Source organism: Bradyrhizobium ivorense (genome assembly GCF_900696085.1).
GTDB lineage: Bacteria > Pseudomonadota > Alphaproteobacteria > Rhizobiales > Xanthobacteraceae > Bradyrhizobium > Bradyrhizobium ivorense.
In genome coordinates, this window is sequence record NZ_CAADFC020000004.1 from 1,607,798 (window position 1) to 1,621,420 (window position 13,623).

General features: G+C 66.3%; 13 protein-coding genes. 5 read left to right on the forward strand and 8 right to left on the reverse strand.

Features of this window, described 5'->3' with window-relative positions; genetic code table 11:
* Positions 1 to 266 precede the first annotated feature (266 nt).
* The 7 genes from CI41S_RS08220 to CI41S_RS08250 all read right to left on the reverse strand — a co-directional run bounded on the left by CI41S_RS08220 (position 267) and on the right by CI41S_RS08250 (position 6,848).
* Complete coding sequence (locus tag CI41S_RS08220; RefSeq protein ID WP_139858391.1) at positions 267 to 1,541, reverse strand: RNA polymerase sigma factor; 1,275 nt, start codon at positions 1,539 to 1,541, stop codon at positions 267 to 269.
* A gap of 31 nt (positions 1,542 to 1,572) precedes the next feature.
* Complete coding sequence (locus CI41S_RS08225; protein WP_139479700.1) at positions 1,573 to 1,968, reverse strand: YciI family protein; 396 nt, start codon at positions 1,966 to 1,968, stop codon at positions 1,573 to 1,575.
* A gap of 376 nt (positions 1,969 to 2,344) precedes the next feature.
* Entirely contained in the window at positions 2,345 to 3,040 is a 696-nt protein-coding gene (locus CI41S_RS08230; protein ID WP_139858393.1) for an AprI/Inh family metalloprotease inhibitor, read from the reverse strand.
* Positions 3,040 to 4,023, reverse strand: a complete 984-nt coding sequence (locus CI41S_RS08235) for a 2-hydroxyacid dehydrogenase (RefSeq protein ID WP_139858395.1) — start codon at positions 4,021 to 4,023, stop codon at positions 3,040 to 3,042. Before CI41S_RS08235 ends, CI41S_RS08230 begins: the two co-directional genes overlap by 1 nt.
* On the reverse strand, positions 4,023 to 4,811 hold the full coding sequence (locus CI41S_RS08240; RefSeq protein WP_139858397.1) for an ABC transporter permease: 789 nt from the start codon (positions 4,809 to 4,811) through the stop codon (positions 4,023 to 4,025). The genes CI41S_RS08235 and CI41S_RS08240 overlap by 1 nt, the downstream gene beginning before the upstream one ends.
* Complete coding sequence (locus CI41S_RS08245) at positions 4,808 to 5,611, reverse strand: ABC transporter ATP-binding protein (RefSeq protein WP_139858399.1); 804 nt, start codon at positions 5,609 to 5,611, stop codon at positions 4,808 to 4,810. The genes CI41S_RS08240 and CI41S_RS08245 overlap by 4 nt, the downstream gene beginning before the upstream one ends.
* Positions 5,612 to 5,816: 205 nt before the next feature.
* Complete coding sequence (locus tag CI41S_RS08250) at positions 5,817 to 6,848, reverse strand: ABC transporter substrate-binding protein (RefSeq protein WP_139858402.1); 1,032 nt, start codon at positions 6,846 to 6,848, stop codon at positions 5,817 to 5,819.
* A 142-nt stretch (positions 6,849 to 6,990) separates the two neighbouring features.
* On the opposite strand from CI41S_RS08250, the gene CI41S_RS08255 reads away from it, so the two are divergent.
* Both CI41S_RS08255 and CI41S_RS08260 read left to right on the forward strand, forming a co-directional pair.
* A complete protein-coding gene (locus CI41S_RS08255; RefSeq protein WP_139858404.1) occupies positions 6,991 to 7,800 on the forward strand; it encodes a creatininase family protein in 810 nt (269 codons plus the stop codon).
* Between the two features lie 147 nt (positions 7,801 to 7,947).
* Positions 7,948 to 8,217: a hypothetical protein gene (locus tag CI41S_RS08260; protein WP_139858406.1), complete on the forward strand. Its 270-nt coding sequence runs from the start codon at positions 7,948 to 7,950 to the stop codon at positions 8,215 to 8,217.
* 122 nt (positions 8,218 to 8,339) lie between these two features.
* Here the strand turns inward: CI41S_RS08260 and CI41S_RS08265 are convergent, their stop codons facing one another.
* Positions 8,340 to 8,612 carry a metal-sensing transcriptional repressor gene (locus tag CI41S_RS08265; protein WP_139858408.1) on the reverse strand — a complete coding sequence of 91 codons (273 nt, stop codon included), beginning with the start codon at positions 8,610 to 8,612 and terminating at the stop codon, positions 8,340 to 8,342.
* A 331-nt stretch (positions 8,613 to 8,943) separates the two neighbouring features.
* On the opposite strand from CI41S_RS08265, the gene CI41S_RS08270 reads away from it, so the two are divergent.
* The 3 genes from CI41S_RS08270 (at position 8,944) to CI41S_RS08280 (ending at position 13,385) form a co-directional block, all read left to right on the forward strand.
* Positions 8,944 to 9,210, forward strand: a complete 267-nt coding sequence (locus tag CI41S_RS08270) for a hypothetical protein (RefSeq protein WP_139858410.1) — start codon at positions 8,944 to 8,946, stop codon at positions 9,208 to 9,210.
* Positions 9,211 to 9,384: 174 nt separating this feature from the next.
* On the forward strand, positions 9,385 to 11,028 hold the full coding sequence (locus CI41S_RS08275; RefSeq protein WP_139858412.1) for an NRAMP family divalent metal transporter: 1,644 nt from the start codon (positions 9,385 to 9,387) through the stop codon (positions 11,026 to 11,028).
* Positions 11,029 to 11,396: 368 nt separating this feature from the next.
* Entirely contained in the window at positions 11,397 to 13,385 is a 1,989-nt protein-coding gene (locus tag CI41S_RS08280; RefSeq protein ID WP_139858414.1) for a carbohydrate porin, read from the forward strand.
* Positions 13,386 to 13,623 lie beyond the last annotated feature (238 nt).

Here is a 13,623-nt window from a genome sequence, read left to right on the forward strand (position 1 = left end):
CGGATGCAGCGAAGCGAAATCCGGGGGCGTCGCGAAGAGTCCCGCATATCGCTTACGCTCATGCGGGCTACGCAACCGTAAGGGACGCACCAGCGGCAGGGTTCCCTCCCCCTTGCGGGGAGGGTTAGGGAGAGGGGTGCCACACGACGTGCCTCTCCGTTGCGTTTTGACTGCGTCGTGCGAGATTGCAATCATCTCGCCCGGGGCTTACCCCTCTCCCCACCCTCTCCCGCAAGGGGAGAGGGAGCCTGAGAGGTGTGCTCACCTTACGCGTCGCGTGCGGCGCGTGCCGCCGTCGCTGCGCGGCGCAGCAGCAACTCGCGTTCGCGGGTGTTGCCGGCGAGATCGGCGGCGTCTTCGAAGGCGGCGCGGGCTTCGTCGAAACGGCTGAGCTTCTGCAACAGGTCGCCGCGCACGCTCGGCAGCAGATGATAGGACTTCAGCGCCGGCTCGTGCGCGAGGGCGTCGACGATCGCGAGCGCTGCTGCTGGACCTTCCGCCATGCCGATCGCGACGGCGCGGTTGAGCTCGATCACCGGCGACTGCACCAGCGCGGCGAGGTCGCCGTACAGCGCGGCGATGCGGCGCCAGTCGGTCGCATCTGACGTGGCGGCCTCGGCGTGGCAGGCGACGATCGCGGCCTGCAGCGCGTAGAAGCCGCCGGCGCCGCCGAGCTCGCGGGCGCGCGCCAGCGCCAGCTGCCCGCGGCGGATCTGCAGGCGGTCCCACAGCGCGCGGTTCTGCTCCATCAGCAGGATCGGCTCGCCGGCCGCATCGATCCGCGCCGCCATCCGCGAGGCGTTGAGCTCCATCAGGGCGACGAGCCCGTGCACTTCGGGCTCGGTCGGCGCGATCGAACTGAGCACGCGGCCCATCCGCAGCGCCTCGTTGCAGAGCTGCGGCCGCAGCCATTCGTCGCCGCGCGCCGCGGTATAACCCTCGTTGAAGATCAGATAGACCACCTCGAGCACCGAGGCGAGCCGCTCCGATAATTCCTCGCGGCACGGCGTCTCATAGGCGAGACCGGACTCGGACAACGTGCGCTTGGCGCGCACGATGCGCTGCGCGATCGCCGCCTCCGCCTGCAGGAAGGCGCGCGCGATTTCTTCCGTGGTGAGGCCGCAGATCATGCGCAGCGCCAGCGCCGCGCGGGCCTCGCGCGACAGCCGGGGATGACAGGCGGTGAAGATCAGCCGCAGCAGTTCGTCGCCGATGTCGTCGTCGAGCGCGGAATCGAAATCGGGCATGGTCTCCTGCTCCCGCGCCAGATCATGCGCCAGCATGCCGTGCTTCTGCGTGCGCATGCTGGCATGGCGCAGATGGTCGAGCGCGCGCCGCTTCGCGGTCGCCATCAGCCAGGCGCCCGGCTTCTCCGGCACGCCGCTGACCGGCCAGTGCTCGAGCGCGGCGACCAGCGTTTCCTGGGTCAGATCCTCGGCAAGCGGCACGTCGCGCAGCATCCGCGACAGGCTGGTGATCAGCCGCGGCTGCTCGATGCGCCACACGCCGAGGATGGTGGCCTGGACGTCGGCGGCCGTCATCGCCGCCGACTTGAGATCGCCGCGCTGCGCATCAGGCGCAAGCGGAGACGTCGACCTGACAGCCGCCGTCGGCGCCCATGGCCGCGAAGGGGCGAACCTCACAGGTCCCGTCCCAGCCCGGCATGTGCTCCTTGTGCAGCTGCATGAACTCCACGGCGGCCGCCACCGCCTCCTCCTTGTTACGGAGCTCGAAGATCGCGTAGCCGCCGATCATCTCCTTGGTCTCGACGAAGGGTCCGTCGATGACATTGAGCTTGCCGTCCGTAATCCGCACCTGGGCGCCCATCGCGACCGGCAGCAACCCGCCGGTATCGATCATGCGGCCCGCCTTGATTTCCCGCTCGGCGAGCTTGCCCATCGCCTCCATCAGGGCCGGCGTCGGCGGCCGCGGCGGTTGCGAGGAGGTGACGATATACATGAAGCGCATCGGAGAACTCCTGTTGGGCGAGGCGCGGCGATGATCGCCGCAAGACCGGCTCGCTACAGGGAACGACGATCCGGAGCCAGCTGGATCGACAGGGGGTGGGAATTATTTTTTTGGGCGCGCAGGAGCAGCCGAGCAACCGGTGGAGCGCTTCTCCTTCCCCCTGAAAGGGGGAAGGTCGGGGGTCAGCCGCGGGCTGCGGCGTATGCGGAGAGACATGATCCCCACCCGCTTTGCTCTGGCGAGCAAAGCGACCTCCCCTTTTCAAGGGGAGGTTAGGCTACCGTAGCCCGGATGCAGCGAAGCGAAATCCGGGACCACAACTCGCCGCGGATGCACCGCCCCGGATTGCGCTGCGCTTCATCCGGGCTACGGTCCGTCATTGCTCGCGCAGCATGATCAATGGCGCGGCGGTGTCGGGGACGCGGCGCCATTGGGCGTTGTCGTCGGCCTCGAACTGCCAGGTCTCGCCCTTGGCCGACATCAACAGCATCTGGCCGTGATCGAGCCGCCACAGGGTCGGGTTGAAGGCGGTGATCGCGGGATCGCATTTGCCTTTGACGAACACCTGGAAATTGTCGTTGCCGGCGTCGGTGTTGGTCAGCACCAACGTGCAGATCGCCTGGCCGTTGCCGCGGACCATCGACCAGTCGCCGATCATCTGGTCCATCGACTTGGCCAGCGAGCGGGCGGCGGCGAGGTTTTGCAGGATGTAGACGCCCTCGTTGGTGCGCAGGCCCTCAAAAATCCCGGTCTCGACCTCGGTGAAGTCGATCACGGCCTCGCCGGCGGCATTTTGCAGCCGCACGATGTCGCCGAGGCCCTTGATGCTCCAGGCGGTGATGCCCTTGGTGAAGGGCAGCGCCGCGGCGCAGGCCGGCTCGAGCTCGAGTTTGAAGCCCTGCGGCGCCGCATCGCCCTTCAGCGTCACGACGCAGGTCTTGCTGCGCTCGGTGGTGGCGAGCTCCCACTGCCCGATCATGTCCTTCTTCAGCGTCGAGGCATCCTGCGCGGCAGCGCCGCTGCAGGCGGCCAGCAGCACGACGAGTGCGGCGCTGAAGCGGGACAACGGCATCAGCGGCCCTTCACCGGAGTTTCGGCAACCGGGGTCAGCGGCGGCTTGCCGGCGAACCAGTTCTTGATGTTGTCGACCACGAGCTGATCCATCGCGTTGCGCGTCACCACCGACGCCGAGCCGATATGCGGCAGCAGCACGACGTTCTGCATCGCCTTCAATTCATCCGGCACGTTGGGCTCGGCCGCGAACACGTCGAGGCCGGCGGCGAGGATGGTGCCGGATTTCAGCGCGGCGACCAGCGCCGGCTCGTCGACCACCGAGCCGCGCGCGACGTTGATGACGACGCCGCGCGGGCCGAGCGCCTTGAACACCTCGGCATTGATCATCTTCGCGGTCGAGGCGCCGCCGGGCACGATCACGATCAAGGTATCGACCGCCTTCGCCATCTCGATCAGATCGGGATAGTGCCTGTAGCTGACGTCCTTGGCCGGATTGCGCGAATGGTACGACACCGGCACCAGCGAGGCTTCGAGCCGGCGGCCGATCGCCTGGCCGATCCGGCCCATGCCGACGATACCGATCTTGCGGTCGCGCAGCGAGCCGACGCTGAGCGGATAGTTTTGCGTCTGCCACAGGCCGGAGCGCACGTAGCGGTCGGCCTTGACGAACTCCCGCAGCGTCGCGATCAACAGGCCCATCGCGACGTCGGCGACCTCCTCGGTCAGCACGTCGGGCGTGTTGGTGACCACGATGTTGTGATCGCGCGCATAGTGGGAATCGATGTGGTCGTAGCCGACGCCAAAGCTGCCGACGATCTCGAGCTTCGGGAACATCGCCAGCGCGTTCTTGTCGGTCGCCATGGTGTGATAGGTGACGGCGATGCCGCGGATTTTTGCAAGGGTATCCGGCGTCAGGCGCTCGAGGTCGCCGCGGCTTTCGGCCTTGTGCAGCACGTATTGGTCGGAAAAGCCGTTTTCGAGGATTGGCCTGATCGGTCCATAGATCAAGAGATCGATCTTGTCGGAAGAAATCGGGGCCATCAGCTTTCCTTTCCTAGCGCACTCTCATGCCAGCGCCGCAACAGCAGGTGGGAAACTAGCGCCAGCAACCCATAGATGACAATCCCGGCCAGCGACAACAGCAGAAGTGCCGCGAACATGCGGGGAATATTCAACCGATAGCCGGATTCAGCGATGCGGAAGGCGAGCCCCGAGCCGGCGCCGGCGCTGCCGGCCGCGATCTCCGCCACCACGGCGCCGATCAGCGACAGCCCGCCGGCGATGCGCAGGCCGCCGAGGATATAGGGCAGCGCGGCGGGCAGCTTCAGGAACAGCAGCGTCTGCAGCTTTGAGGCGCCATAAAGCTGAAACAATCCGGCGAGGTTGCGATCGACCGAGTTGAGGCCGAGCGTGGTGTTGGACAGCACCGGAAAGAACGCGACGATCCAGGCGCACACGATCACCGCGGTCTGCTGCTCCAGATAGATCAGGAGCAGCGGCGCGATCGCGATGATAGGCGTCACCTGCAGGATCACCGCATAGGGGAACAGCGAATATTCCAGCCATTTCGACTGGTTGAACAGCAGCGCCAGCGCGATGCCGCCGATCGCGGCCGCGAAGAAACCTTCGAGCGTGGTGAGCAGGGTGATGCCGAGCGATTGCGACAGCACGCCCCAGTCGTTGACCAGGGTTTTCAGCACCAATAGCGGGCTCGGCAGCACGTAGGGCTGGATGTCATAGGCGCGGACGATCGCTTCCCAGAGCACGAGGCCGGCGGCGAGCACCACGACCGGAGCGATGAGGCGGACGAGATCGTGCGGAGATTTCATGCGCCGGCCTGTCCTGCATAAGACGGCGCCAGCGCATTGGAGACCTCGCGGCAGAACCCGGCATATTCGGCCGAGGTCCGGAACGCCTCGCCGCGCGGCTCCGGCGAGGTGATGCGAAACTCGGCGCCGATCCGGCCGGGGCGCGCGGTCATCACGATCACGCGCTGCGAGAGATAGACCGACTCGAACACCGAGTGTGTCACGAAGATGACGGTCTTGTGCAGGTCGCGCCACAGCGCCAGCAGGTCATTGTTGAGACGGAACCGCGTGATTTCGTCGAGCGCGGCGAACGGCTCGTCCATCAAGAGGATGTCGGGGTCGGTGACCAGCGCGCGCGCCAGCGACACCCGCATCTTCATGCCGCCGGACAATTCGCGCGGATAGGCCCTCGCGAAGTCGGCGAGCCCGACCTGGTCGAGCGCGGCGTCGATCCGCGTCTCGGCATCACCGCCGGTTGCGCGCGCAAGCTTGAGCGGCAGGCGGACATTGTCGCGCACCGTGGCCCACGGCATCAAGGTCGGCTCCTGGAACACGAATCCGATGCTGTGGCTGCCGCGCCGCTGCGCGCCATGGTGCGAGACCTCGACAGTGCCCGCGCTCGGCGCCGCGAGCCCGGCGATCAGCCGCAGCGCGGTGGATTTGCCGCAGCCAGACGGCCCGAGCAGCGCGACGAACTCGCCGCTGACGACGTCGAGATCGAGCGGCCCGAGCGCCGCGACGCCGCTGTCATAGATTTTTGTCACCCCGCGCAGCCGCACGGCGAGGCCGGCATTAGCTCCCGGTGCTCTGCTGTCTACCATTGCCGATTTGACGTTGTTGAGCGCCGCCGCGCCGCGAGTTGCACCTCTCCCCATCGGGGAGAGGTCGCGCCGAAGGCGCGGGTGAGGGGGCACAGGTCCCACGAGAGGGCGGAACCCCTCACCCGCATCGCATCTAACGATGCGATGCGACCTCTCCCACAGGGGGAGAGGTGGACTGCCGGTGCCGAGGCAGATCGGACCATGCTCAGTTCTTCGGCCGCAGCTCGGCGCCGACCGCCTTGTTGACGAAGCGCAGCGTGTAGCCCTGGCGATAGTCGATGGTGCTCTTGACCACGCCTGCACGCACCATCTTGTCGAAGAAACCAGCCATCCGCTCGTCGGTCATGGCGCCGATGCCGTTCTTGATGGAGTCGCCGGAATCGACGATGCCGTGCTCGCGCATCTTGGCGACGCAGTAGGCGAGCAACTCGTCGTTCATGTCGGGGTTGAGCTTCTTGATCATGGCGTTGCCGGCCGAATTGTCGCCGTAGACGTAATGGTACCAGCCGACGATCGAGGCATCGACGAAGCGCTGCACGAGGTCCGGCTTCTTGTCGACGAGGTCGCGGCGGGTCTCGATCAGGGTCGAGTAGGAGTTGAAGCCGTAATCGGCGAGCAGCAGCACGTTCGGCTTGAAGCCGGCGGCCTTCTCCACCGCATAGGGCTCGGAGGTGACATAGCCCTGCATCGCGGTCTGCTTGTCGACGATGAAGGGCTGCGGGTTGAAGGTGTAGGGCTTCACCTTGCTCTCGCTGAAGCCGTATTCGGATTTCAGCCACTGGAAATAGCTGGTGATGCCCTCCTTCGAGATCAGCAGCGTCAGCGGCTTCAGGTCCTCGATCTTGGTGACCTTGACCTCGGGATGGGTCAAGAACACCTGTGGGTCCTTCTGGAACATGGCGGCGACGGCGACCAGCGGCACGTTGTTGGTGACGGCGTCGAAGGTCTGCAACGAGTTCGCGCTCATGAAGAAATCGAGCTTGCCCGCGATCAGCAGCGTGCGGTTGTTGGCGTTGGGACCGCCGGGCACGATGGTGACGTCGAGGCCATATTTCTGGTAGGTGCCGTCGGCCACCGCCTGGAAGAAGCCGCCATGCTCGCCCTCGGCCACCCAGTTGGTGCCGAACGAGACCTTGTCCAGGGTCTGCGCATGCGCCGGCAGTAGGGCTCCTGAAGCGGAAATCGCGGCGGTCAGCAGGGCTGTGGTTAACGCTCGCGGCAAAAAGGCCGACATCATGGTTGGACTCCGTCGATCATTATGGCCCATGATGGAAGGCAGAGGACGTGGACCGCGCCCAAGGGCGCGGAACGCCCCCGTGATGGCTCGACAAACTACCCTGCAAATCCATCCAATGAAACGCTTGTAAACGTCTGGCTCGATGACTTCTTCGCTTCCGCCCCGTGACTGGACCGCCATCCGCTGGCCCGAGATCGCCGCAGCCGCCGCTTCGCGCTGGATCGCGGTGCTGCCGCTGGCCGCGATCGAGCAGCACGGGCCGCATCTGCCGCTTGGAACCGACGTCATGATCGGCGAGGCCTATCTTTCGCGGGTGCGAGAATTGTTGCCGGCGGCGACCCCGGCGACCTTCCTGCCGCCGCAGCCGGTCGGCATCTCGACCGAGCACATCGATTTTCCGGGCACGCTGACCTTGCCGACCAAGGCGGCGCTGACCAGCTGGATGGCGCTCGGCGCCAGCGTGGCGCGCGCTGGCGTCAAGAAGCTCGTGATGGTGACGAGCCATGGCGGCAATTCCGCCGCGATGTCGCTGGTGGCGCAGGATCTGCGCGCGCAGCACGGCATGCTGGCGGTGACCACGAGCTGGTCGCGGTTCGGCGCACCGGACGGACTGTTCGACGCCGAGGAATTGCGCCACGGCATTCACGGCGGCGCGGTCGAGACGTCGATCATGCTGGCGCGCTATCCGCAGCACGTGCGCAAGGATGCGATCGCGAACTTCACGCCGGCGAGCATCGCAATCGAAAAGCAGCACCGCCATCTGTCGACGCAGCGGCCGGCGCCGTTCGCCTGGCAGGCGCAGGACCTGCATCCGAGCGGCGCGATCGGCGACGCCACGAAGGCGACAGCGGAGAAAGGTGAGAAGCTGCTCGAGCACGGCGCGCGCGCATTCTGCGAGTTGCTCGACGATGTCGACAAGTTCGACGTCGAAACCACGCTCCGCGCTCGATAAACCGACCTTGTTTCGTCCGGCAGGCCGCGACGAAACGCTTCACGAAACCATATTTCCGCCTCACTCCTCGAACCGGAACCGGAACAGCTCCGTCCAACGGGCATGCGGACCACACCGGCGCCGCGCTCAAACAGGATGGAGTATCCGATGTCGATCAAGACCAAATTCGCCGCCCTCGCCCTCACCGCGCTTGCCGTGACCGGCACGATTGCGACCACCACCTCGCAGGCCAATGCCAAGCCGCTCGGCTGGGGCTATGGCGTCGGCGCGGGCCTGGTCGGCGCCGCCATCGTCGGCAGCGCGATCGCCGCCAGCAACGACGGCTATTACTACAACGGCTATCGCCGCTGCGGTTTCGTGCGCCAGTACGACGTCTACGGCAACTACATCGGCCGCGTGCGCACCTGCTACTACTGATCGATACGGTATCTTCGGTTTGCGGATCCGGCGTTCGGCATGGGTCCTCATCCAGCCCATGTCGTACCCCGACCCGCCCGGCGATCCCCCCGGGCGGGTCATTCTTTTCACCCGCGTGACGCTCACAGATATTTTGCGACCAGCCTGAAGTCGCGCAGCACGGCGCGGCCCTTCGGGCCTGAGGCCTTCAGCGTCTCCTCCAGGCTGTGGCCGATGTGATCGTGGATCAGCGCCTTCTTGGCGCTCTCGATCGCGCTCTCCACTGCCTGCAATTGCTGCGCGATCTGGGCGCAGGGCCGGCCCTTTTCGATCATCTCGACGATGGTCTCGAGATGGCCGCCGGCGCGCTTCAGGCGCCGGACGATCGCGACATGCGGGTGGTCGTCGTCGGGCATATGGCTCTCCTATCCTCCCCGGAGGATGATCCTGATCCTCCCCGGAGGATAGCAGATTCGGCTTGACAGCCTATATCGTGAGGCGTAGTGCGCGATTGACGGAAACTTCGTTCCGCACCGGGATTGTATCCCCGGACACGAACCAGACCACGAGCCAGCAGAGGCACATGGGCAGTAGCAACTTTGGCGACAGTATCCCGATGGGAGCACTGCCGCCGCAACACAGCAAGACTGATCGCGCAGGCACCCGCTGCGTGGACAGGTGGTCGCGCCTCTTCTGACCGCCCGCTCCTCACCGGCCTGCCGCGACCAGCGGAAGTGGAGGTGAGCGATGTTCGAAAAGCTCGCAAAATTCCGGCCGTTCGAGCCGCGGCGTGTGCCGCGGGCGGCCACCCATTGCAATGACAACCTGCTGGGCGTTCGCCATCCGGCGCGGCGCCGGCGTCCAGCCCCGGCGCTGACCTGTCATTGGCTCCTGATCGGCGGCCATCTGGAATGCCGGTGGACCGTCGACGACAGCAGCGGCGATCTTCCGCAGCGGCGGCGCGCGGGCCGGCGTCTTGGCCCGCGCGTAGCAAAGATCGCAGCCAGCGCCTGAGGAGGCCGACATGGACGAAGGACCTAGTCGTCCCGTTGCGCGCCACTCAGGCGCGGCAACGGGATTCTCGCACAGCATGACATCTGGAAGTGCCGCTGCTCACGGCAGCGGAGGCGCGCGCGCATAGACCCGCTCCGCGTCCCCTCGCCGTGCCAAGCGGCGAGGAGACGCGATATGACCGAAACCTGCACCACCCGTACGGCCGTTCTCGACACCGCACATACCGGCGACATCCGCGGCGCACTCGGCAGCATTGCCCGCGACGACACCGCACCGCGTGCGACATGGCTGGCGCGGCTGAAGACCCTGCTCGCCATCGTCGGCCCCGGCCTGATCGTGATGGTCGGCGACAATGATGCCGGCGCGTTCGGCACCTACACCCAGGCCGGACAGAATTACGGCACCACGCTGCTGTGGACGCTGCTGCTCTTGATCCCCGTGCTCTACGTCAACCAGAAGATGGTGGTGCGGTTAGGGGCCGTCACCGGCGTCGGCCATGCCCGGCTGATCTTCGCGCGGTTCGGACGGTTCTGGGGCGCGTTCAGCGTCATCGACCTGCTGCTGCTGAACGCGCTGACCATCGTCACCGAGTTCATCGGCATCACGCTGGCGCTATCTTATCTCGGCGTCTCGCGGTTCTGGGGCGTACTGGCCTCGGCGGCGATCGTGATGCTCGCGGTCTCGACCGGCGACTTCCGGCGCTTTGAGCGGTTCGGCATCGTGCTGGTCGCCGGCAGCCTGCTGCTGGTGCCTGTGATCCTGATGGTGCATCCGCCGATCGGGCAGATCGCCGCCGATTTCTTCGTGCCGAAGATGCCCGAGGACGCGAGGCTCAGCGACGTGATGTTGCTGATCGTCGCGATCGTCGGCACCACGGTGGCGCCGTGGCAATTGTTCTTCCAGCAGAGCTACATCGTCGACAAGCGGATCACGCCGCGCTTCATTCGTTATGAGCGGATCGATCTGTGCGTCGGCATCGCCCTGGTGGTGATCGGCGCGGTCGCGATGATCGCGTTCTGCGCGCAGGCGTTCGCCGGACGGCCCGAGTTCGGCAACTACACCGACGCGCTGGGCACCGCGGTGGGGCTGGAGAAATATGCCGGCAAATTGCCGGCGGTGCTGTTTGCGCTGACGCTGCTCGATGCCTGCATCATCGGCGCGGCCGCGGTCTCGCTGGCGACCGCGTATGCGATCGGCGACGTGTTCGCGGTCAAGCACTCGCTGCACCGCAAGCCCGCGGATGCGAAGAGTTTTTATGGCGTCTATTGCGGCCTGATCGTGCTCGCGGCAGTGCTGGTGCTGACGCCGGGCACGCCGCTCGGTCTCTTGACCAACGTAGTGCAGACGCTGGCCGGCGTGCTGCTGCCGAGCGCGACCGTGTTCCTGCTGCTGCTCTGCAACGACCGCCACATCCTCGGGCCCTGGGTGAATTCGACCCGGCTGAACCTGTTCACCGGCGCGGTGGTCGCGGCGCTGGTGTTGCCATCGGTGATCCTGACCGCCGCGGTGCTGTTTCCCGATCTCGGCGAGGGGTGGATCATCGGCATCCTCGTTGGCGGAAGCGTGCTGGCGCTCGCGGTGACCGCGGCGGTGAAACTCTACGAGCTGTCGTCGCGGCGGCATGCGGCGCTCCGCATCACACCATCCCGGCCAAAGCTCGATCGCGACAGCTGGCGGATGCCGCCGCTCGACCGGCTGCCGCCGGCCCGCCTCAGCCCGCTGAGCCGGATCTGGATGATCGTGCTGCGCGCCTATCTCGCCATCGCCGCCGGCCTCGTGCTGCTGCGCATCGTCCAGCTTGCCACGGTCGGGGCGTGACCGTGCCGGGGAAGAAATCGGGACCGCCGGCCATCAGGACAGGGGTGAAGACCATGGCGACATCGATCAGCCGGGCGGTCGAGGCGGCGCGGCCAATGGCAGCGGCAACGGCCGGCCGCGGCGCGCTGTTGCATCGCTGTCATAGGGGCGTGCAAATCCGATGGGTAACCGGCCGCGCTCAGTTGCTATTGCGAATTACTTGCAATAAGAACCTGAAGATGATGGGTGCTGGCCTGGCCCTGCGGGGACAGGCGCGGATCGGACCGGGGACGGCGGGCGATGAGTTCAAATCTTGGGTGGCGAGGGGCCGCCAAATCTGCAGTGATGGCAGGCGAATCCGCCAATTGTTCGCGGAAAGACGCCGCGTCATGACCTGCATCCGCCTGTTCCGGGTCCGGATCGCCGCCGGCGCCGCGCTCGGCGCGGCCGCCTTCGGCACGCCGGCGGCCGCGGCCGACATGGCCCTGAATTCGCCGGCCGCCCGCACCGTCTACAGCTGGACCGGCTTCTATGTCGGCGCCCATGTCGGCTATGGCGACGGCAGCCTCGGCCCCGGCACCAATCCGCTGCCCCAACAGGGTTTCCTGTTTCCGCCGACGGTCACCGGCGGCATCGGCGGTTTCCAGGTCGGATACAACAAGGAATTCGCCAACCGCTTCGTGCTCGGCGTCGAGGCAGATGCGACCTTCACCAGCCCAACCGATATCCCGCGGCGCGTGCTCGCTCCGTTCAACTCGACGATCGATTACGCCGGCACGCTGCGCGGCCGCGTCGGCTACAGCTTCGGCAACTGGATGCCGTATCTGACCGGCGGCTTCGCCTGGGGCCACAGCCACGTCAAGGTCAACGACGCCGACGGCGCGGTGATCTCCGAGCCGGGCCAGTACCACACCGGCTGGACCGCCGGCGCCGGCGCCGAGTTCGCGCTGAGCGGCAATTGGACCGCCAAGGTCGAATACGAGTATGTCGACCTGTCGCGCAAGACGCTCGGCCTTGCCGAGTTCGGCATGCCCGGCGTCGCGATCGAACCGCGGCGGCATCTTTTGAAATTCGGCCTCAACTACCAGTTCGGCGACTCGCCGTGGTCGGCGGCACCGACGCGGACCGCGCTGCCGGAGTCCGATAACTGGAGCGTGCATGCGCAGACGACGCTGCTGCCGCAGACCTATCCATCATTCCGCGCGCCCTATACCGGCACCAACAGCCTTCCCGGTCCGGGGCAGACGCAGATGACCTGGACCACGACCGCATTCCTCGGCGTGCGGCTCTGGGACGGCGGCGAGTTCTACTTCAACCCGGAAACGGCGCAGGGCTTTGGTCTCAACGGCACGCTCGGCCTCGCCGGCTTCTCGAACGGCGAGGCGCAGAAAGCGGGCGCGCCATACCCGAAGATCCGGCCGCAGCGCTACTACTTCAAGCAGACCTTCGGCCTCGGCGGCGAGCAGGAAGAGTTGGCCGACGGCCCCAACCAGATCGCCGGCAAGCGCGACATCGATCGCGTCACGGTCGTGGTCGGCCGCTTCGCGGTCGGCGACTTCTTCGACGGCAATTCCTACGCCAAGGACCCGCGCGCCGACTTCATGAACTGGGCGATGTGGGCGTCGGCGGCCTACGACTTCCCGGCCGACCTGCCCGGCTACACCCGCGGCGCCGTGGTCGAGCTCAACCGCAAGGACTGGGCGGTGCGCGCCGGCCTGTTCCAGGTGCCGAATGCGCCGAACAGCGACGTCCTGGTCTACAACACCGGTGGCGCCGTGGTGGAGTTCGAGGGCCGCTATTCGATTTTCGAGCAGCCCGGCAAACTGCGCGTCGGCATCTTCGGCAACCGCGGCAACTCCGGCAACTATCGCCAGGCGCTCGCGATCGAGGACGCCAATCCGAGGCTCGACATCAACGACGTGATGGCCGGCATCCGCAAGGACAATCCGAAATACGGCTTCTATTTGAACGGCGAGCAGCAGATCGTCCAGGACGTCGGCCTGTTCGGCCGACTCTCCTGGAACGACGGCCAGAATGAAATCCTGTCCTTCACCGACGTCGATCGCAGCGTCTCGGGCGGCCTGTCGATCAAGGGCGGCCGCTGGGGACGGCCGAACGACACCATCGGCATCGGCGGCGCGGTCAACGGCCTGTCCGCCGCGCATCGCGACTTCCTCGCCGCCGGCGGCCTTGGCCTTCTGATCGGTGACGGCGCGCTGAACTACAGCCCGGAGCGGATCTTTGAGACCTACTACGCCTATCAGGTGAACAAGAACCTGACCTTGACCGCGGACTATCAGTTCATCACCAACCCCGCCTACAACGCCGACCGCGGCCCGGTGCACATTTTCTCGGGCCGCGTCCACGGGGAGTTTTAGGCGGCTCTCTCCCACGTCGTCCCGGACGCGCATCACACACGGTCATTGCGAGCGCAGCGAAGCAATCCATGGCTCCGCACACGCCGAAGCAATGGATTGCTTGCGCTTCGCTTCTCACAATGACGGCTGGAATGGGATCGGGCAGGAAAGCCCCTCTCCCCACTTAGATATATGTAGACCCCCCGGGCTTGCCGCAAGCCCGGGGTGATCCCGTAGAACGCGCGCCCAATCGAACGGA

What these genes read in the sequence shown, in the direction of transcription:
- CI41S_RS08220 (WP_139858391.1), bottom strand. Translation starts at nt 1,541, where the DNA reads ATGACGGCCGCCGACGTCCAGGCCACCATCCTCGGCGTGTGGCGCATC.
- CI41S_RS08225 (WP_139479700.1), bottom strand. Translation starts at nt 1,968, where the DNA reads ATGCGCTTCATGTATATCGTCACCTCCTCGCAACCGCCGCGGCCGCCG.
- CI41S_RS08230 (WP_139858393.1), bottom strand. Translation starts at nt 3,040, where the DNA reads ATGCCGTTGTCCCGCTTCAGCGCCGCACTCGTCGTGCTGCTGGCCGCC.
- CI41S_RS08235 (WP_139858395.1), bottom strand. Translation starts at nt 4,023, where the DNA reads ATGGCCCCGATTTCTTCCGACAAGATCGATCTCTTGATCTATGGACCG.
- CI41S_RS08240 (WP_139858397.1), bottom strand. Translation starts at nt 4,811, where the DNA reads ATGAAATCTCCGCACGATCTCGTCCGCCTCATCGCTCCGGTCGTGGTG.
- CI41S_RS08245 (WP_139858399.1), bottom strand. Translation starts at nt 5,611, where the DNA reads ATGGTAGACAGCAGAGCACCGGGAGCTAATGCCGGCCTCGCCGTGCGG.
- CI41S_RS08250 (WP_139858402.1), bottom strand. Translation starts at nt 6,848, where the DNA reads ATGATGTCGGCCTTTTTGCCGCGAGCGTTAACCACAGCCCTGCTGACC.
- CI41S_RS08255 (WP_139858404.1), top strand. Translation starts at nt 6,991, where the DNA reads ATGACTTCTTCGCTTCCGCCCCGTGACTGGACCGCCATCCGCTGGCCC.
- CI41S_RS08260 (WP_139858406.1), top strand. Translation starts at nt 7,948, where the DNA reads ATGTCGATCAAGACCAAATTCGCCGCCCTCGCCCTCACCGCGCTTGCC.
- CI41S_RS08265 (WP_139858408.1), bottom strand. Translation starts at nt 8,612, where the DNA reads ATGCCCGACGACGACCACCCGCATGTCGCGATCGTCCGGCGCCTGAAG.
- CI41S_RS08270 (WP_139858410.1), top strand. Translation starts at nt 8,944, where the DNA reads ATGTTCGAAAAGCTCGCAAAATTCCGGCCGTTCGAGCCGCGGCGTGTG.
- CI41S_RS08275 (WP_139858412.1), top strand. Translation starts at nt 9,385, where the DNA reads ATGACCGAAACCTGCACCACCCGTACGGCCGTTCTCGACACCGCACAT.
- CI41S_RS08280 (WP_139858414.1), top strand. Translation starts at nt 11,397, where the DNA reads ATGACCTGCATCCGCCTGTTCCGGGTCCGGATCGCCGCCGGCGCCGCG.